The organism is Cupriavidus sp. CP313 (assembly GCF_054072015.1).
Genome location: NZ_JBSVZB010000003.1, coordinates 387,863 through 407,346, shown reverse-complemented (window position 1 = coordinate 407,346; position 19,484 = coordinate 387,863). Strand labels below are relative to the sequence as shown.

At 65.3% G+C, this 19,484-nt stretch carries 17 protein-coding genes; 13 read left to right on the top strand and 4 right to left on the bottom strand.

The genetic code is table 11. The annotated features are described in order from the left end of the window. Positions 1–122 precede the first annotated feature (122 nt). The 3 genes from ACW4E8_RS06320 to ACW4E8_RS06310 form a co-directional block, all read right to left on the bottom strand. Positions 123–401, bottom strand: coding sequence for a hypothetical protein (locus ACW4E8_RS06320; protein WP_456803729.1), 279 nt, complete (start codon positions 399–401; stop codon positions 123–125). Between the two features lie 246 nt (positions 402–647). Next, positions 648–2,126 carry a DASS family sodium-coupled anion symporter gene (locus ACW4E8_RS06315; protein WP_456803728.1) on the bottom strand — a complete coding sequence of 493 codons (1,479 nt, stop codon included), beginning with the start codon at positions 2,124–2,126 and terminating at the stop codon, positions 648–650. Between the two features lie 54 nt (positions 2,127–2,180). After that, positions 2,181–3,128, bottom strand: a complete 948-nt coding sequence (locus ACW4E8_RS06310; protein WP_456803727.1) for a lactate/malate family dehydrogenase — start codon at positions 3,126–3,128, stop codon at positions 2,181–2,183. A gap of 208 nt (positions 3,129–3,336) precedes the next feature. On the opposite strand from ACW4E8_RS06310, the gene ACW4E8_RS06305 reads away from it, so the two are divergent. The 9 genes from ACW4E8_RS06305 (at position 3,337) to ACW4E8_RS06265 (ending at position 14,124) form a co-directional block, all read left to right on the top strand. Further along, complete coding sequence (locus tag ACW4E8_RS06305; protein WP_456803726.1) at positions 3,337–3,924, top strand: hypothetical protein; 588 nt, start codon at positions 3,337–3,339, stop codon at positions 3,922–3,924. A gap of 68 nt (positions 3,925–3,992) precedes the next feature. Continuing rightward, complete coding sequence (locus ACW4E8_RS06300) at positions 3,993–5,012, top strand: hypothetical protein (protein WP_456803784.1); 1,020 nt, start codon at positions 3,993–3,995, stop codon at positions 5,010–5,012. Between the two features lie 222 nt (positions 5,013–5,234). After that, a complete protein-coding gene (locus ACW4E8_RS06295; RefSeq protein ID WP_456803725.1) occupies positions 5,235–7,973 on the top strand; it encodes a LuxR C-terminal-related transcriptional regulator in 2,739 nt (912 codons plus the stop codon). Between the two features lie 272 nt (positions 7,974–8,245). Beyond that, a complete protein-coding gene (locus ACW4E8_RS06290; RefSeq protein WP_456803724.1) occupies positions 8,246–9,382 on the top strand; it encodes an acyl-CoA dehydrogenase family protein in 1,137 nt (378 codons plus the stop codon). Positions 9,383–9,410: 28 nt separating this feature from the next. Further along, positions 9,411–10,604: a lipid-transfer protein gene (locus ACW4E8_RS06285; protein ID WP_456803723.1), complete on the top strand. Its 1,194-nt coding sequence runs from the start codon at positions 9,411–9,413 to the stop codon at positions 10,602–10,604. Between the two features lie 62 nt (positions 10,605–10,666). After that, positions 10,667–11,116 carry a MaoC family dehydratase N-terminal domain-containing protein gene (locus ACW4E8_RS06280; protein ID WP_456803722.1) on the top strand — a complete coding sequence of 150 codons (450 nt, stop codon included), beginning with the start codon at positions 10,667–10,669 and terminating at the stop codon, positions 11,114–11,116. Between the two features lie 23 nt (positions 11,117–11,139). Next, the gene (locus ACW4E8_RS06275) at positions 11,140–11,559 is read left to right on the top strand and encodes a MaoC family dehydratase (protein ID WP_456803721.1); all 420 of its coding nucleotides are present in this window, start codon (positions 11,140–11,142) and stop codon (positions 11,557–11,559) included. Positions 11,560–11,599: 40 nt separating this feature from the next. Continuing rightward, positions 11,600–12,433, top strand: coding sequence for an SDR family NAD(P)-dependent oxidoreductase (locus tag ACW4E8_RS06270; RefSeq protein ID WP_456803720.1), 834 nt, complete (start codon positions 11,600–11,602; stop codon positions 12,431–12,433). 140 nt (positions 12,434–12,573) lie between these two features. Continuing rightward, positions 12,574–14,124: an acyl-CoA synthetase gene (locus ACW4E8_RS06265; protein WP_456803719.1), complete on the top strand. Its 1,551-nt coding sequence runs from the start codon at positions 12,574–12,576 to the stop codon at positions 14,122–14,124. 35 nt (positions 14,125–14,159) lie between these two features. On the opposite strand, the gene ACW4E8_RS06260 is transcribed toward ACW4E8_RS06265, so the two are convergent. Then, positions 14,160–14,975, bottom strand: coding sequence for an IclR family transcriptional regulator domain-containing protein (locus ACW4E8_RS06260; protein ID WP_456803718.1), 816 nt, complete (start codon positions 14,973–14,975; stop codon positions 14,160–14,162). Between the two features lie 134 nt (positions 14,976–15,109). On the opposite strand from ACW4E8_RS06260, the gene ACW4E8_RS06255 reads away from it, so the two are divergent. The 4 genes from ACW4E8_RS06255 to ACW4E8_RS06240 are packed head-to-tail and all read left to right on the top strand — an operon-like array spanning position 15,110 to position 19,482. Next, on the top strand, positions 15,110–16,096 hold the full coding sequence (locus ACW4E8_RS06255; protein ID WP_456803717.1) for a Bug family tripartite tricarboxylate transporter substrate binding protein: 987 nt from the start codon (positions 15,110–15,112) through the stop codon (positions 16,094–16,096). 40 nt (positions 16,097–16,136) lie between these two features. Then, a complete protein-coding gene (locus ACW4E8_RS06250) occupies positions 16,137–17,051 on the top strand; it encodes an SDR family NAD(P)-dependent oxidoreductase (protein ID WP_456803716.1) in 915 nt (304 codons plus the stop codon). 18 nt (positions 17,052–17,069) lie between these two features. Continuing rightward, positions 17,070–17,942 carry a MaoC/PaaZ C-terminal domain-containing protein gene (locus tag ACW4E8_RS06245; RefSeq protein ID WP_456803715.1) on the top strand — a complete coding sequence of 291 codons (873 nt, stop codon included), beginning with the start codon at positions 17,070–17,072 and terminating at the stop codon, positions 17,940–17,942. A gap of 13 nt (positions 17,943–17,955) precedes the next feature. After that, entirely contained in the window at positions 17,956–19,482 is a 1,527-nt protein-coding gene (locus ACW4E8_RS06240; protein WP_456803714.1) for an acyl-CoA synthetase, read from the top strand. Positions 19,483–19,484 lie beyond the last annotated feature (2 nt).

Sequence of the window (19,484 nt, the reverse complement as noted above, 5' to 3'; positions counted from 1 at the left end):
TGGACCAGGATCGATCCACGCAATATAACAGCGCGGATTCGGGCTTGTCCAAGGCGCGGGCAGCGTGGGCGCGCGGGTTGTTGCGTCGGCGATCAAGGATGATCGCGAACGTATGCGCGCGGCTATGGCAAATGCTTGCCGGGGAGCGTGGGTGCAGGTCCGCGCGCGCTGGTCGGGCGTGCGCTGCGCGGGTCGGCGACTTGCCTGCCTGGCTTTGCCGTATTGAACCTGCGCCCGGTGGGCATGCCGCGATTGCTGTCGGTGCGGTGCGTCGGACCGGCGAACGCGCCGATCCTGACTTCCTCGCCCATCCCCCCGACAACATGCTGCGCAAAGGCGGCCCCCGAGGCGGTAGTCAGCATGGCCATTGCCATCAGCGGGTACGCGTGGATCTTCTTCATGTGTGCCTGTTTTTCGTGTGGTGGGCCCGGGCGGGCAAGGTTCTGGCAGCGGAGGGTAATTCAACCGGATGTCCGTGTATGTAAGCTATTGTTAGCGACGCCGCCAGTCGGGTAGGGATGCCTGATTGGCGCGAGTTGCTCCAACAACCAAGGAATGGATAAAAGTGCTTGATAGTGCACACTGGGCGAAGCCCGGAGCCAGCTCCCCGATCAGGGGGCTGGCTCATTTTCTTGCCCGGTGCGGTGTCAGACGTGCCCGAGGAACTGCCACCAAAGCGGACCGATCACCAGCCAGACGAACATGTAGATAAGGCTCATCAGAAAGCCAGCCTTCCACCATTCCCCCTGGGTGACATAGCCCGCGCCGAACATGACCGGTCCGGAGCCGATGCCATATTGGGTCAGGCAACCGTTGACATTGCTCAGGACGCCAAGGGCGACCGCCGCGGTGAACGGCGGGATGCCGGCCGCGACCATCAGCGCCATGGATAGGGGGAAGAGGGCGCTGATATGTGCCGTGGCGCTGGCGAAGAAGTAGTGAACGTAGCAATAGATCGCCGCCACCAGCATATAGACGGCCAGCCTGTGGAAGCCCTCGAGGTGTGCCCCGAACTCCTTGCCGAACCAGGAAACCATGCCGTACTCATTGAGCTTGGAGGCCAGCATGATCAGCAGGCCGATCCAGATCATAGTGTCCCAGGCGGACTTCTCGTTCAGTGCATCTTCCCAGGTCAGCACGCCGGTGATGAACAGCAACGAGACGCCGAGAGCCGCCGCCAGCGTTGCGCCGATGGCCAGGTCCTCACCGAAAATCCAGAGCACCAGCAAGCCAAGGAAGATTGCCGCCATGATGATTTCCTTGGCGGAGATGGGGCCCAGGGCGACGAGTTCCCTTTGGGCCAGGGCCGTTGCATCGGGTGTCTGGCGGATCTGCGGCTGGACAATCCACAGCATGGCGACCGGAATGATGGCCAGGCACACCAGGCCGGGAACCGATGCGGCCACTGCCCAGTCGAGCCAGCTGATCGAGACGCCCTGGTCCGCGGCCAGCTTGACCGCAAGGGGATTGCCAGCCATCGCCGTGATGAACATGCCTGCGGTAATGATGTTCGCGTGGAAGGCGCAGAGGATCAGGTAGCTTCCCACCTTGCCGCGGGATGCCGGGTCATTGGCATGGCTGCCAAGGACTTCCGCTATCGCCTTGGTAATCGGCAGCATCACCCCGCCGGCGCGGGCGGTGATGCTTGGCATGGCGGGCGAGATCATGAGTTCGGTCAGGGCCAGCCCATAACCAAGTCCCACGGTTCGCTTGCCCAGCAGCCGCATGAACAGCAAGGCAATGCGGCGCCCCAGCCCGGTCTTGATCACGCCTCGGGAAATGAAGAAGGCGAGCATCACCAGCCAGACCAGGTCCGTGCCCGTGGATTTGGTGACGTCGGCAAAGGACACGACACCAACAAGCACGCCTGCCGTGGCGCCGATGATGGCGACCGCCGCCATGGGCAGGGGGGCGGTCATGATGCCGGCGATGGTGGCGACAAATACCGCGAACATGTGCCACGCCTTCACCTCCAGGCCGGCCGGCGCCGGCAGGAACCAGAGCACGATGCCGATTCCCACCGGGACAAGAAATCTCCAGAGATCTCTGAGATGCCCTGCGGGGACCGCGGGTTTTTTGGCCGGGGAGCTTGCAGGCGGTGGAGCCTTAGCGGGCGATACATCCATGATCAACCTCCTGGCGGCGGCGTGGCTCGGTACCCCGGAGCGTGCGCAATGTCCCTACCGGTCCAGCAGCACGCTGTCGGTTGCCTCCTTGACGATGCGCGCGCTGCGCCGCAGGCCCTCGCGCTCGGTGGGGTTGAGTTCCGGGTAAGCCAGCAACTGCGCTCCGCCGCCATTGACCACCATCGGCAGCGACAAACACACCTCTGGCACGCCTTCGACTTCGGGATGCACGATGCCAACAGTGAGAATGAGGTCGGCGTTATGCACGATGGCCTGACAAATTCGCCCGATCGCACTGGCGATCCCATAGTGGGTAGCGCCCTTGCCTTCCTTGATGAGCTTGGCCGCCTCGTGCACGGAGCGCAGGATCAGATCGCGGCTGGCTGGCCCCAGTTCCTTGCCGGTCCTGGACAGGAAGGTTTCGAGGGGCATGCCGGAGACCGTTGCGCCGGACCATACGATGACTGCGGATTCGCCGTGTTCGCCGACAACGTACGCGTGAATCCCCGGCGCCACGACGCCCAGCCGCTCGGAGAGAAGCGATCGCAGTCGTCCGGTGTCGAGAGAGGTGCCGGTGCTGATGACGCGCTCCCGTGCGCAGCGCAGGCGGTCAAAAACGACGCCGGCCAACACATCGCAGGGGTTGGTCGCGATGACGTAGATGGCATCCGGGGCCAAGGGCGCAATGCGATCCACGATTTCCGCCGCGATGCCCGCATTGGTCTTGGCCAGGTCCAGGCGAGTCTGCCCTGGCTTCACGCCGACGCCGGCGGTGATGACGACGACGTCCGCGTCGCGCGCGTTCTCATAGTCGCCCGCATAGAAACGATTGTTTCCCCAGAATGCAGCGGAGTGGGCGAGGTCCAGCGCCTGCCCTTCGGCCCGGATTCGGGCAACATCGATGATGACCACCTCTGCGCTCGGGATGGCCACGGCCGCAAACAGCGCCGCCGAGCCGCCAACCAGTCCTGCGCCGACCACGACGATCTTGGGTTGATGCATTGGCATGCCTCCCACGTGCCTGGATAGTCGAATACCTGAACCAGGGCCCAGTCCGTGAACGCCAACGCAAATGTGGAGTGAGGGGCGCGGGGCAGGCGAATAACCGTCCGTATGCTATGGTTTATAGACCTTTCCGGTAGAAGCGCCAGCGTCGTGCCGGCGCCGCCGAACCACGGCATGCCACCAGACGGGGCTCGAGGAGTACGTCATGAATCCCAGCAAGCTAATCGTGGCGGCGGCACTTGCCGCGGCAACTCTTCCGGTGCTGGCACAGCCCGAGACTCGCGTGGACACAGTGTCGGGCGTGGGGGCTACCAAGACCACCGGCACGATCAAGGCCACCGCCACGGTGGTGGCCATCGATGCCGCCACGCGCACCATTTCGCTCAAGAACAAGCAGGGCAAGGTCACGGACGTACAGGTCGGCGAGGACGTGCGCAACTTCGAGCAGCTCCGTGTGGGCGACATGGTCACCGTCGAATACACGCAGGCCTTGTCAGTGAATCTCGCCAGGCAGAGTGGCATGCGCTCCAGCACCGAACGCGAGACCGCCGACCGGGCCGCTCCTGGCGCCAAGCCCGGCGGCATGGTCGGGCGCGAGGTGACGGTCACTGCCGATGTGGTGGCCGTCAACGCCAAGACCGGCATGGTGACGCTCAAGGGGCCAAGAGGCAAGACGGTGGACGTGCATGTCGAGGATCCGAAGCAACTGAAGGCGGTTCGACCCGGTGACCAGGTGCAGGCCGTCTACACCGAAGCCCTTGCCATTTCTGTCACGCCCAAGAATGCCCGCTGAGTAAGGCGGCGCCGGGAGCCTGACTAAACAGCGGAGCGGCCGGGCAGGCGGAGGGTGGGAGCATGCCGATGGGTTTTCTGGGGTGGTTGCGCCGGCGCAATGCGCGAGTCCATGCGCACGACAAGCAAGAGATTGCCGAGCTGGCCGAGCGCGTGACCCGGATTTATCCGCGCTTGCGGCTGGTGTCACGCTACCGGCAGCGGCTTCGGCCTGCGCTCGAGCAAGCGCAGGACTACGTGCGCGAACTCGTCCAGAGTCTTCCCGCGCCTCGGGAGGCCAGCGTGCAGGCATGGGGTGACGACCCCTGTATTCACGCCTTCTTCGGCACGCCGCGTGACGTGCAGCTGGCCTTCAGCCGCTCTCCTGAATTGCGAGCGTTCTTCGAACAGTCGCCCGATACGCCGCAGGCGTTTGCGGTGCTGGGGATGGCGATGACCGAGCGGCGCACGCTCGGGGTTGCGCTGGAAGGGGATGTCATGCGCACGGAAGTGCCGCAAACCACCGTCAGTTTCGGCGATCACAAGATCAGGATCATCGCTCGCAGCGAGGCAGCGCTGCGCGAGGAAATTGTCCGGCGCATGTTCGATCAGTTCAGCATGGAGGGTCTCGCACGTTTCGCTGCCGGCAAGTCTCGCCGCGACGTACTCGCGCGCGAGCAGGCGCTGCTGGTGGCGCGCCTGCGCCTGCTCCAACAGCAAGGCACCGGCATGCGTTCGGTGCTCGGCGGCGATGCCGACGCAAGTCCCGGCGAGCAGGCCGGCCTGAGCGGGCAGATTGCCGCGAACGAGCAGGAACTTGCGCAACTCGGCCCCGAAACCGGGGCGCTTGACCGTCAGCTGGAATGCCTGGCCGAGGTCCTGGCGGACGCACGCTCCTGCTTTTCCATTGAGCAAAGACACTTGCGGCTTAGTGCCATGAACGTGCTGCTCGCGGCGGACAGCGCGGGGCCGGCATACGACATCGACCTGCTCACTGCCCATGTCCCGGGCGATCCGCCGCTGGTGCGGTCCGTCGCACTGGTGCGTTTCGCGCGTGCCGACATGCTGTCGCCCACCGCCCTGATCGAGGAGGCGGAGCGCCTGCTGTGAATGCGAGGATGGTTTGCGGAGGCCCGGATCCTTGGGCCCGCACGGCGCGAATCGGCCTGGTGCGCGATGCACTGGAGAGCGCACCTGCGCTGCGGTCGCTGTGGGCTATGCGGACGACGCCACCGCAATCCTCCTGATGGCTCCCCCGCAGACCACAGCCCTATAATGTTTCGTTCCCAATGCAAAGCGCTGCCGGAGTGATCAGGCCGGCGCAACCCACACATGTCTTCGCATCATCCAGAGCCGATTGCCGGTACCAAGCTGGTGCCCCCGCGCCTGGCACGGCGGCCGTTGGTCCGCGATGCGTTGGCCGAACGCCTGCTCGAAGCGCGGCATCGGCGTTGTGTGGTGGTCCAGGGGCCGGCCGGATGCGGAAAGACCTCGACGCTCGTGACCTGGCGCAAGGCACTGGTTTCGGTCGGCTTTGAGGTTGCGTGGCTGTCGGTGGCCGAAGAGGACAATGAACCAGCGCGCTTCTTCGACTGCCTGCTTGCCAGCATTGCGCTGGTCGACGCCGAAATCGCGGGCAAAGCCGCCGATCTGACCGGGGACGGCAGCGACGCTTCCCGGGTAGAGCATTGGGTGGTGACGCTGATCGAGGCGATTGCCAGCCAGCCGCGCGACCTGGTCCTGATGCTTGACGACGTCCACCATATCGAGGACGGGCGCATCTGGCAGGCGCTGCAATGGCTGCTTGACTACGCGCCGCCGCAGCTGCACCTGGTGCTGTGCTCGCGCAGCCAGTTGCCGCTGTCGCTGGCGCGCATGCAGTCGCAAGGGCTGCTTACCGTCTTCGATTTGCGTGACCTGCGCTTCAGCCTTGAGGAATCGGAGGCCTACCTGCGCGAGCAACTGGGCGAGATCAGCCCGCGCGACGCCCGGCGGCTGCATGAGCTGACCGATGGCTGGGTCGCCGGGCTGCAACTGTTCGCCCTGGATATCAAGGCCAAGCACGGCGCCGGATTTTCGCCCATTGCGTTGCGCGATGCGAGCGCCTTCGCCCAGTATTTCGAGCGCGAGGTACTGTGCCAGCTCGACGCCGACGACCAGAAGCTGCTGACCTGCGTGGCCATTTGCAGCCGCTTCAGCGCGCACTTGTGCGCAACGCTGGTGGGCGAGCCGCGGGCGGTGGCGCGCATGATCACACGGCTGGTCAGGCTCGACAGCAGCAATCTGTTCCTGATCCAGGTGAGTGGCCACGACCATGAGAGCTGGTATCGTCTCCACCCCTTGCTGCGCGAAGTGTTGCTTGCGCGTGTTGCGGCCATGTCCCGCGCGCAGCAGCAAGCGCTGCACGCGGCTGCCTGGCGCTGGTTCGCGCAGCGCGAGTACGTTGACGAAGCGGTCCGGCACGCGGTGCTCGCCGGCGAGGAAGATGCCGCCGCGGACGCGATCCAGGCCCGCGCTTCCGAACTGCTGGCGCGCGGCGGTCTTGGCCGGCTTACCAGCCTGCTGCGCTTGCTCCCCGCCAGGCAGGTCGAGTCGCGCTTTGCGCTGCAAATGCTGCAAGCGCACATCGACCTGCGCTCGTGCCATCTCGACGCAACGGCTGAGGCGATCGGGCGGCTGGCGACGCAAGCCGCCGCCCTGGGCGAACGCGAGCGCTACGCCGTCACGGTGCTGCGGGGCGGCATGGCGCTGATGCAGGATGACATCGGCGCGGCGGCGGCCTTGCTGCCTGAACTGGAGCGCGTGCCCGCTGACGCGGACGACTTCCTGCTGACCGCGCGCGGCAATGTGATGGGCTGGGTCCACATGCACCGTGGCGAGTACGAGCGCGCGCGCCAGGTGCTGGCCGACAGCACGCTGCAGGGCGGCGCCATGGTCAGCGGCCTGATCGGACGCTGCCTGTCCGGCCTCAGCTTGTCGATGGAAGGAAAGATCCTGCAGGCCGAGCCCGTGTTCCGCCAGGTACTGAGCGAGGCCGAGCAGCTCGGCGGCGTGTATGTGGGCGCCGCGCACATGGCAGCGGTGCTGCTGAGCGAGACCCTGTACGAACTCAATGAAATCGATGCGGTCTGCGAACTGCTGGAGAAGCGGATCGAGCAACTGGAAGCGGTTGCGGTCCCCGATGCGGTGCTGCGTGCCTTGCTGACGCTCGCGCTGTCGCACCGCGTCGCGGGAAGACGCCTGGAGGCCGCGGCTTACCTCGACCGTCTCGAAGACTACGCAGTGCAGCACCGCCTCGACCGCCTGCTGGTGATCGCACTTGGCATCCGTTCGCGTTGGCAGTTGCAGCAAGGTGAAATCGACCTGGCCGAGGCAACCGTCGCCCGTGCGCAGAAGCTGTCCTCGGAAAGTGCGGCCCGCAGCCCGACGTGGGAGGTCAACGTCGTTGCGCAGCTGGCCGGCAGCGGATTGTGCCTGCACCGGCACGACTACGACGGCGCCATGGCGCGCCTGAAGCCGCTGCTGGACAGCGTGCAGCTGGCCGCTCGCGGCCGGCACGTTGCCATTGTGCTGATGCAGTGCGCGGTTGCCGAGCAGGGGCGCGGCAATGCACGCGCCGCGCAGCACCATCTGTGCGAGGCCCTGCGCTATGGACTGCGGTTCGGCATGGTGCGCAGCCTGCTGGACGCCGCCAACGGGGGCATGAAGCTGATGGGCGAATTTCTGCAGGCGCAGGCGCTCGACCCGGTGCTGGCCTTCTATGCGAGACGTCTTCAGGAGGCATCAGGCCGGTGGCGCGCCCATGCGGCGCCGGTCGCCGCCACGCGCCGCTCTGCGCCGATCAAGACGCTGAGTGAACGCGAGGCCGAGGTCCTGCAGCTGATCTCGCAGGCAATGTCGAACAAGATGGTGGCGCGCACCCTGTCCGTCTCGCCCGAGACGGTGAAGTGGCACCTGAAGAATATCTACATCAAGCTGGGTGTGACCGGCCGTGACGAAGCGGTGGCGTTGCTGCGCGACCTGCAGGCCGACGCGCCTGGCCGCCCCTCCGGCCGTCCATCCGGCCACTAACGCCAGGCGCGTGTCCGCGCTTTCTCCCTTGGGTATTCCGGCCTTTGGCCGGCGCGGCTTGCCGACAGGCATCGCGCCGCCACGGCGAGGTGCTGCTCGTATCCGCGAGGTGACGCTGACGCCCCATCCGTAACCGCCGCAGGGGGAGGGGAAGACTACCCAAACCGGGGAGGGGTGGTGGAGGGGCCCGCGCCGCATCATTGGCTCACCGCGGGCCGGCCTGACATGCCAGCCGCCCAGCCTGGTCCAACACCGAACAGGGAGAAGTCTTCGTGGAAGTCCTCCGTAGTGTCTATCGTGAAGATCACGAGCAGTTCCGCACCACCGTGCGCCGGTTCCTGGAGCGCGAATGCCTGCCGCGCCAGGAGCAATGGTGGGCGGACGGTATCGTCGACCGCGAAACCTGGCTCAAGGCCGGGCGCGAAGGCCTGTTATGCACGGCGTTGCCGGTGGAATACGGCGGTGGCGGCGGCGACTTCGGCCACGCCGCGATCCTCGCCGAGGAAATGGCGTTTACCGGCTGCAGCATTTCGTTCGGCCTGCACTCCGACATCGTTGCGCCGTACATCGTCCGCCTGGGCACCGAAGCGCAGAAGCAGAAGTGGCTGCCAGGCGTCTGCGCCGGCGAAACGGTGCTGGCGGTCGCCATCACCGAGCCCGGCGGCGGCTCGGATGTCAAGGCGTGCCGTACCACCGCCGTGCGGGATGGCGACGACTGGGTCATCAACGGCAGCAAGACCTTCATCTCCAACGGCTTCATATCCGACATGGTGATGGTGGTTTGCAAGACCGACCCGTCGGCCGGGGCCAAGGGCATCAGCCTGATCATGGTCGAGACCAACCGTGAGGGATTCCGCCGCGGCCGCAAGCTGCAGAAGGTTGGCATGCACTCGCAGGACACCGCCGAACTGTTCTTCGACAACGTCCGCGTGCCGGCAACCAACCTGCTGGGCGAGGAAAACAAGGGCTTCGGCTACCTGATGCACGACCTTGCGCAGGAGCGCTTCATCATCGCCGTCAGCGCCGCCGCCAGGCTCGAACGCCTGCTGGCGCAGACCACTGAGTACGTCAAGGACCGCAAAGCCTTCGGGCAGACCGTCTGGGACTTCCAGAACACCAGGTTCAAGCTCGCCGACGTCAAGGCCCAGTCGGTGGCGCTGCGCACGATGGTGGATTACTACCTCGGCGAGCATATGCGCCGCCGCCTCAGCGGGGAGGAAGCCGCCATCGCCAAGCTGCATGCCACGGAAGTCCTGTGGAAGTGCATCGACGATATGGTGCAGCTGCACGGCGGCTACGGCTACATGCTCGAGTATCCGATCGCCCGCGCTTTCGTCGACACGCGCGTGGCGCGGGTCTACGGCGGTTCCAACGAGGTCATGCGCGAGCTGATCTCGCGCAAGCTGTAATTCCCCCCAGTTCCAAGGAGACAAGACAATGTCCAAGCACGCTGTAGTTGCCGGCGTCGGCATGATCCCGTTCAAGAAGCCCGGCCAGAGCGACCCGTACGCCGTGATGGCCGCCAACGCCACCCGGCTGGCGCTGGAGGATGCCGGCCTCTCGTACGACAAGATCCAGCAGGCCTACGTTGGCTACGTGTATGGCGACTCGACCTGCGGCCAGGCGGCGCTGTACAAGGTAGGCGTAACCGGAATCCCCATCGTCAACGTCAACAACAACTGCTCGACCGGTTCATCGGCCTTGTTCCTGGCGCGCCAGGCGGTGGAGAGCGGCGCGGTGGAATGCGCGCTGGCGCTGGGCTTCGAGTTCATGCAGCCGGGCCCGCTGAAGAGCGCGTGGACTGACCGCGAGGCGGCCATGGTCGAGTTCACCAATCTTGCCGCCCCGATGGTGCAGGACGCGGTCGAGGCCGGCGTGCCGCGCGCGCTGACGCTGTTCGGTGGCGCCGGCCGCGAGCACATGCAGCGGTACGGCACGAAGCTCGAGACCTTCGCCAGGATCCGCGCCAAGGCCAGCCGCCACGCCGCCAACAACCCGCTGGCCGTGTTTCGCACCGTTGTCTCGGAAGAAGAGGTGATGGCCGAGAAGGTGATGTGGCCGGGCGTGATGACCCGCTCGATGGCCTGCCCGCCGACCTGCGGCGCCGCTGCCGCCATTGTCTGCACCGAAGCCTTCGCGAAGCGGCACAACCTGCGCACCGACGTGCGCATCCTGGCCCAGTCTCTCACCACCGACGTGGCCCCGAGCTTCGAGCCGCCGTCGATGATCAGCCTGGTGGGCTTCCATATGGCCGAGGCGGGCGCGCAGGCCGTGTACGAGCAGGCTGGCGTCGGCCCGTCGGATATCCAGGTCTGCGAACTGCACGACTGCTTCGCGCAGAACGAACTGCTGACCTATGAGTCGCTGGGTTTTGCCAGGATCGGCGAGGCCGAGAAAATGGTGCTGGACGGTGACAACACCTACGGCGGCAAGGTTGTGGTCAACCCGTCGGGTGGCTTGCTGTCGAAGGGCCACCCCTTGGGCGCCACCGGCCTCGCGCAGTGCTACGAGCTGACTCGCCAGATCCGCGGCAGCGCCGGTCCGACGCAGGTGGAAGGCGCGCAGCTGGCGCTGCAGCACAACCTCGGCCTGGGCGGCGCCTGTGTGGTGACGCTGTACGGCCGCGGCTGAACCAGATCCAGGCAGGACGCGGCTGGGTTCGCGCTCTGCCCCGACAATCCAGAGGAGATCAGATGGCTGACAAGAGCATGATTGGGATGGACCTCGGCAAGGGCTCCATCGAGGTGGAGAAGGGGCGCCTGCGCTTCTTCGCCAAGGCAACCGGCGAAACGAATCCGGTCTATATCGACGAAGCCGCCGCCCGCGACGCGGGGCACCGCTCACTGCCGGTGCCGCCGACGTTCTTCATGTGCCTGAACAGCGATGTGTCGGCCGCATCGGGCATCGATCGCATGAAGGTGCTGCAAGTGGACCTGGGCCGTATCCTGCACGCTGAACAGGCTTTCGACTACCACCGCATGGCCTACGCCGGCGACACACTGCACTTCGACACGACGGTCAGCGACGTCTACGACAAGAAGGGTGGCGCGCTCCACTTTGTCGTCAACACCACCCGCGTGACCAACCAGAACGGCGAACACGTCGCTGACATGCGCAGCACCCTGGTGGAACGCCGCGGCTGATCGCGCAGAAGGAGAAGAGAACCATGCAAGCCCCCCGTTTTGACGACGTGAAGGTTGGCGACAAGCTGCCTGCGCTGACGCTGCCCGCGATCAACCGCACCACGCTGGCCCTGTATGCCGGCGCTTCCGGCGACCATAACCCGATCCACATCGATATCGACTTTGCCCGCAAGTCGCGCATGCCGGACGTGTTCGCCCACGGCATGCTGTCGGCGGCCTACCTCGGGCGCCTGCTGACCGGCTGGGTCCCGCAGACCGCACTGCGCGGGGTGGCGATCCGCTTCACCGGTATCACGCACCTTGGCAACCAGCCGACCTGCACCGGTGAAATCGTCGAGAAGCTGGAAGCCGACGGCGAAAAGCGCGTCAAGATCGCGATCAGGAGCACCAACCAGTACGGTGAAGACAAGCTGCTCGGCGAAGCCACCGTGGCGCTGGGCTGAACCCGGACAACCGGATCTCTGTAGCAAGGAAGAAAATACCATGAGCAAACTCGCAGGCAAGTCCGCCATCGTTACCGGCTCGGGCCGTGGCATTGGCCGTGAAGTGGCCCTGAAGCTGGCGTCCGAAGGCGCCCGCGTGGTGGTGAACGACCTCGACGCCGATCCGGCCCACGAAGTCGTCGAACTGATCAAGTCGCAAGGCGGCGAGGCCGTGGCCTGTGCCGGCAGCGTGACCGCCCCCGATTTTGCCGATCGCCTGGTGGGCACCGCGGTGAAGCACTTCAAGGGCATCGACATCATCATCAACAACGCCGGCTACACCTGGGACAACGTGATCCAGAAGATGACCGACGAGCAGTGGTACGCCATCATCGACTGCCACCTGACTGCCCCGTTCCGCATCCTGCGCGCCGCCCAGCCGGTGATATCGGCTGCCGCCAAGGCCGAAGCCGCCGAAGGCCGCGAGGTGTTCCGCAAGATCGTGAGTATCTCGTCGGGTGCTGCCGGCGGCAATGCCGGCCAGTCGAACTATTCGACGGCCAAGGCCGGTATCCTCGGCATGACCAAGACGCTGGCCAAGGAATGGGGGCGCCTGAAGGTCAATGTCAACGCCGTCGCGTTTGGCCTGATCGAGACGCGGCTGACGCAGGCGCTGGCCGGCGACCAGTCGAAGACGGTCAGCATCGAGGGCCGCGAGATCAAGGTTGGGGTGCAGCAGGCGATGCTGGACAACGCCAGCCGTGTGATCCCGCTGGGCCGTCCCGGCAAGGCGGAAGAAGCGGCGGGCGCGGTGTACCTGCTGTGCACGCCGGAGTCGAACTTCCTGTCGGGACAGGTGCTCTACTGCGGCGGTGGCCCAGGCGCCAACTTCTGAGTTGGCAGCTTAAAGCCGCCAGCCTGCCCACCAACCTGCGAGGCGGGGCATCTGGCGGCGACAAAAACAGATGGCCGGTGTCCTTGCGGACGCAGCGGCCTGCACCGCCAGGGCATGCGGCGGATGACGGAGACCCAGACATGTACATGACCCAGGCGCTGCACCGTTCCATGCAGCAGCGACCCAATGCCGAAGCGGTGCGCTACATGGGCCGCAGCTTGACCTTTGCCGGGCTGGGGGAGCGCGTCGCGCGGCTGGCCGCAGGCCTGCGCAAGCTGGGTGTCGAGGACGGCGACCGCGTCGCGATGTTCTCGCTCAACTCGGCGCGCTATATCGAGTACTACATGGCAGTGCCCTGGGCCGGCGCCGTGCTGAACCCGGTCAACATCCGCTGGAGCGCGGCGGAGATCCTCTACTCGTTTGAGGATTCGGGCACATCAGTGCTGATCGTCGACGACACGTTCAAGACAGTGGCCGCCAGGGTGGCTGCGGACAGCAAGGGCCTGCGGCACGTCATCTATGCGGGCGACGGCGAGGTCCCGCCGGGCATGATCTCGTACGAGGTGCTGATTGCGGAAAACCAGCCGATGGAAGACCGCCTGCGCCGGGGCAGCGATCTTGCCGGCATCTTTTATACCGGCGGCACCACAGGCTTTCCCAAGGGTGTGATGCTGAGCCATGGCAACCTGGTTTCGTCAGCGAGCAATGGCCTGATGGCCGGCACGGCGACCCTCGGCGGTACGATGTTGCATGTCATGCCGATGTTCCACCTGGCGTGCCTGTCTGCGATCAACACTGTATTCCTGGCCAACGGCACGCACGTCCCGATGGACGCGTTCGACCCGGGTCGCGTCATGCAAGCCGTCGCGCGAGACCAGGTCACAGACCTGCTGCTGGCGCCAACCATGATCCAGATGTGCCTGGACTGGCTCGACCAGCATCCGGAGCGTGCCGCGACGCCGGATGTCTCGTCGCTGCGCGCGCTGCGCTATGGCGCGTCGCCGATGTCGCTGACGCTGCTGCAGCGCGCACGCGCCGCGTTCCCGAAGGCCGGATTCAGCCAGGGCTATGGGATGACCGAGCTGTCGCCAGTGGCGACCTTGCTGGGGCCGGAGTACCACAACGAGGAATCGCTGGCCAACGGCCGCATGCGTTCGGTCGGCCTGCCGGCGTTCACCACTGAGGTCAGGATCGTCGATCCTGAGGGCAACGAGGTGCCGCGCGGCATGGTCGGCGAGATCGCGGTGCGCGGCCCCGGCGTGATGCTGGGCTACTGGAACCAGCCCGAGCAGACCGCTGCAGCCGTCCGTAACGGCTGGATGCATACCGGTGACGGCGGCTACATGGATGAAGACGGCTTCGTGTTCCTGTGCGACCGCATCAAGGACATGATCATCTCGGGCGGCGAAAACGTCTACTCGGCGGAGGTCGAGGCGGCGCTGGCGAGCCATCCTGCGGTCGCGCAGTCGGCAGTCATTGGCGTGCCACACGAAAAATGGGGCGAGTCCGTGCATGCTGTCATCGTGCTCAGGCAGGGAGCCAGTGCGACATTGGAGACGATCCAGTCCCACTGCCGCGAACGCATTGCCAGCTACAAAGTCCCTCGCAGCGTCGAATTCGTGGAGGCGTTGCCTTTGTCGAGCGTTGGCAAGGTGCTCAAGCACGAACTTCGCAAGCAACACTGGAAGTAGGAGCTCGCCGGCAGGCGGCCTTGCTCAAGGCTGCATCAGCTGATCGCTGCTTCACGCTGCATCGGCACCACGACTGGATTCAGGAATGCCGGCGCCAGGCCAGTCAATTGTTCCGCAGCGGCTCGCAAGGGGGGCAGGAAGCGCTTCACCGCTTCCTCCCGCGTGACTTCGCCCGAGGGCAGGTTGACGCTGATGGATGCCACCACGTTGTGGTGCTCGTCGCGCACCGGTACCGCCAGGCCTGCGATGTGCTGGTCGAATTCTCCATCCACCCACGCATAGCCATCGCGGCGCACGGCAGCGAACGCTTCAAGCAATGCCGCCTTGTCGTGCACGGTGCGGTCCGTGTAGGCGCGCAGGGAGGCCTCGTCCAGAAACTGCGCGAGGAATTCCGTGGTCTGGAAGCCCAGTACCGCCCGGCCTGGCGCCGTGGCGAAGGCCGGCACATGGCTGCCCACGCCAAGTCCCAATGAGCGGATCTTGAGCGACGGAATGCGCAGGACATACACCGCATCGTGCCCGTCGAACACACACATGCCGCACGACTCCGTGACCTGCGTCCACAGGGTTTCCAGCGCGCGTTGCGCGTGCCCCCAGAAGGGCAGCGAGGTCAGGTAGGTCATGCCGAGGGTAAGGATCTTCGGCGTCAGGCGAAAACCCCGCGTTTCGGATTCCGCCGCATAACCCAACTCGCACAGCGTCAGCAGGATCCGGCGCACCACGGTCCGCGGCAGGCCAGTGGATGCCGTGATGCTGGCAACGGTGTGCGTGCCGCTGCGCCCGAGTGCGTGGATAACGGCCAATCCGCGAGCAAAAGAGCGTACGAAGCCATCGTTGTCGGTAGTAGTCATGTCTGTGCGAGCCAGGTCATTGGTCTGATTTCAGGTTGACATTGTAGCAAGGCCGGACGTAAAGTTCGGAAAAACGGGCAATAATGACCGCTAGGCGGACATAAATGTCCGAAAAAATTAAACAGGAGACAACCATGAAGCGGCGTTTTCTTTGCCAGGCGCTAGCCTGCCTTGCTGTCGTGTCCACCTCGGGCCTTGCATTCGCCAATCCGTCCCCCGAGACCTTCCAGGCCAAACGTCCCTTGCGCCTGATCGCGCCCAGTTCGCCCGGCGGCATCCTCGACCTGACCAGCCGCCTGCTCGGCAAGACGCTGTCTGAGCAACTGGGGCAGCCCGTTGTCGTGGAGAACCTGCCTGGCGCGGGTGGCGTGATCGGGATGCAGGCCATGCTGCGCGCGGAACCGGACGGCCACACGCTGGTGATGGGCAGCCTTGGCCCCAATGCGGCCAACTACGCGTTGCACGACAAGCTGCCTTACAAGTTCGAAGACTTTGCACCTGTGGCGCATGTGCTGACGATGCCGGACGTTGTGGTGGTCAACCCGAAACTGCCGGTCAAGACCATTGCCGAGCTGACGGCCTATGCCAGGACGCGCCCCAACGGCTTGTCCATGGCCGTGTCGACGAGTGGCTCTTCCGGCCATCTCGCCGGGGACCTGCTGAAGCAGCGTGCCGGCATTACCGCCGTCGACGTGATCTATCGGGGCGCATCACCGGCGCTGACCGACCTGGTGGCAGGGCAAGTCGATTTCATGGTGGACAACCTCATCACCGCGCTGCCGCTGGTCCGCGCCGGCAAGCTGCGCGCGCTTGCCGTCACGACCAGGCAGCGTGCCCCGGAGCTCCCGGATACGCCGACCATGGCCGAATCCGGTTACCGCGATTTCGACGTTTCCGTCTGGCTCGGCCTGTTCGTCTCATCCAGGACGCCGCCTGCGGTGGTGCAGGCGTTGAACGTTGCCGTCAACAAGGCGCTGGCTGATCCTGCACTGCGCGAGAAGCTGGCGCAGCAGGGTGGTACGGCGGCAGGCGGATCGACGCGGCAGTTCGACAGCTTCGTGCGCGCCGAAAAGGCCCGCTGGGAGCAGGTCATCAAGGACGGAAACATCAAGCCCGAGTAAGCGCGAACAAATTCATCACTCTCTTCTTGCAGACAACGCCATGCAAAACAATTTCAAGGACAAAGTCATCGTCGTCACCGGAGCCGGCAATGGCATCGGCCGTGCCATTGCCATGCTGCTCGGCGCGCAGGGCGCCAGGGTGGTTGTCAACGACCTGGGCTCCAGCGGCAGTGGGGAGGGCAGTGATGCCGGACCAGCCCAGAAGGTGGTTGACGAGATCCGTGCAGCCGGCGGGAAGGCTGCGGCGAGCACCGATTCGGTCGCGACGGCCGAGAGCGCGCAGGCCATTGTCGATACCGCCATCCGCGAGTTTGGCCGCATCGATGGCGTGATCAACAACGCCGGCATCCTGCGCGACCGCATCTTCCACAAGATGAGCACCGCCGAATGGCAGGCGGTACTGGATGTGCACCTGGGCGGCGCTTACTTTGTCAGCCGTGCCGCGGCGCCTTATTTCAAGGAACAGCAAAGCGGCACGTTCGTCCACATGACATCGACTGCCGGCCTGGTCGGCAATTTCGGCCAGGCCAACTACGCCGCCGCCAAGCTTGGCATCGTGGCCCTGTCGAAGTCGATTGCCCTGGACATGGCCCGCTTCAATGTCCGTTCCAACTGCATTGCGCCGTTCGCCTGGAGCCGCCTGATCGGTACGCTGCCCAGCGAAACCGAGGCCGAGAAGAAGCGCCTTGCGCGGATGCAGGCGATGAAGCCAGAGCAGGTTGCCCCGGTTGCCGCGTTCCTGTCCGGCGATGCTTCGGCCGACGTCAATGGCCAGGTGCTGGCCGTGCGCGGCAATGAACTGATCGTCATGAGCCAGCCGCGCCCGGTGGCGTCGGTGCATCGCGCCGAAGGCTGGACGCTGGAGACGCTGGCGGAACATGCCGTGCCGGCGGTGAAGCGCGCCTTCACGCCGCTGGAGCGCTCGCCCGAAGTGTTTTCCTGGGACCCGATCTGAAAACGGAGGTACGCAGCGATGGCCATCGACTATCACCGCCTGCGCTCGTGGGCGTTCTTTGACCAGGTTTCCAGCTATGCGGCGAATGACAGCATTCGCTATGCGCTGAGCGTCGGCTTCGGCACCGATCCGATGGACGAGGCGGACTTGCCCTTTGTCTTTGAGGAAGGACTGAGCGTGGTGCCCACCTTCCTCGCCACCGTCGGCGCGCCGGGTGCGTGGGCAAGCGACCCGGGTACGGGCATCGACTGGATGCAGATCCTGCACGGCGAGCACCGGATGCGCTTTTTTGCGGTGCCCGCGGCGTCTGGCGCGGTACGCAGCCAGACGCGCGTCAGCCGCGTGGTGGACAAGGGCGCTGGCAAGGGCGCGCTGGTGGTCACTGAGCGGCGCATCGAGGACCAGGCCAGCGGCGAGTTGCTGGCGACCGTCGAGCATGTGTCGTTCTGCCGGGCCGACGGTGGCTTTGCCTCCGCCGCCACGCCCGGCGATGCACCGCTCGAACCATTGCCCGCGGTGCCGGAGCGCGCGCCTGACATGACCATGTCGATGCCGACCCAGCCTTCCGCGGCCTTGCTGTACCGCCTCAATGGCGATCGCAATCCCATCCACGCGCTGCCCGCCGCCGCCCGGCAGGCGGGCTTCGCGCGGCCGATCCTGCATGGCCTTTGCACTTACGGCATGGCATGCCGGGCGCTGCTGAAGCAGGCTTGCGGTGGTGATCCGTCGCGCCTGGCCAGTCTTTCGGTGCGTTTTTCATCGCCATTCGTGCCTGGTGAAACGCTGCGCGTGGAGATGTGGCGCGGCGAAGGGCAGGTCCAGTTCCGTGCGCTCGCCGATGAGCGCAATGTGGTCGTGCTCAGCCACGGCGTCGCCGACCTGCATACGTAATCAAGGAGTCAAGATGTCCGTGATCGAGCAATTCGCCCGTGCCACGCCCGACCGGGTTGCCTACCGCATGGTGCCGTCCGGCCAGGCGGTGACGTGGGCTGAGCTGGAGCAGCGTTCGCGCCGGTGCGCTGCCGCGCTGCTGGCCGCTGGCCTGCGCGAAGGCGACGGCATAGCGGTGCTGCTGGAGAACCATATCCGCTATTTCGAGATCCTCTGGGCCGCGCACCGCATTGGCTTGTACTACACCACGATCAGCCGTCACCTGAAAGCCGACGAGGTGGAGTACATCGTGCAGGACTGCGGCGCCCGGGTGCTGTTTTGCTCGGCGCAGACCCTTGGCGACCTGGCATCGCTTCGGGTCACGCGGGTGCTGCTAGATGGCTGCGAGCCGGGTTACAGCAACTACGAAGCGTGGCTGGAGCAGATGCCGGCCGATGTCAAGTTGCCGCGCACGATAGAGGGAACTGACTTCTCATACTCGTCCGGCACCACAGGCAGGCCCAAGGGCATCAAGCGGCCACTGCAAGGCGCCAACGCTTTCTTCCGCACCGGTGATGACCCTCGCCTGGGCTGGAAGTCGTTGGACCGCGACACGGTCTATCTGTCGACCGCGCCGTTCTATCACACTGCCCCGGTACGCTGGAACATGGCCACGATGCGGGCCGGTGGCACGTCGATCCTGATGGAGAAGTTCGAGCCGCTGGCGGCGCTGGATGCGATCGCGCGCTACGGCGTGACCCATAGCCAGTGGGTGCCGACGATGTTCGTGCGCTTGCTGCGCCTGACCACTGCTGAGCGCGATCGCTTCAACCTGTCCACCATGCGCTATGCGATCCACGCCGCCGCGCCGTGTCCGATCTCAGTCAAGCAGCAGATGATCGACTGGTGGGGACCGATCCTCTATGAGTTCTACAGCGGCACCGAACTGGTCGGGCGCACCTCGCTGGACTCCGTGGAATGGCTCGCGCACAAGGGGGCGGTCGGACGGCCCGAATTCGGGCAGGTACACATCGTCGGCGACGATGGCAATGAAGTGCCGCAGGGCCAGACCGGCGTTGTCTACTTCTCCGGCGGCGGGACCTTTGCCTACCACAATGATCCGGAGAAAACCCGGCAGGTCTATAACGACCGTGGGTGGGCCACGTATGGGGACGTCGGCTACGTCGATGCCGATGGCTTCCTTTATCTCACGGACCGCCTTGCCAACACCATTGTCTCGGGCGGCGTCAACATCTATCCGCAGGAATCCGAGAACGTGCTGATGAGCCATCCGGCAGTCTTCGACGTGGCGGTGGTCGGCGTGCCAAATACCGAGTTCGGCGAGGAAGTGAAGGCGGTGGTCCAGTTGCACGAGCCGGAGGGGGCGTCGCCGGCGCTGGCTGAAGAACTGATTGCGCTTTGCCGCAGCAGGATCTCCCCGATCAAATGCCCGCGCTCAGTCGACTTCGTCGCGGCGCTGCCGCGCACCGAAACCGGCAAGCTGCTCAAGCGTGCCGTCAAGGCCAGCTACTGGCCAACCGAAAACCGAATCGCGCATTAAGC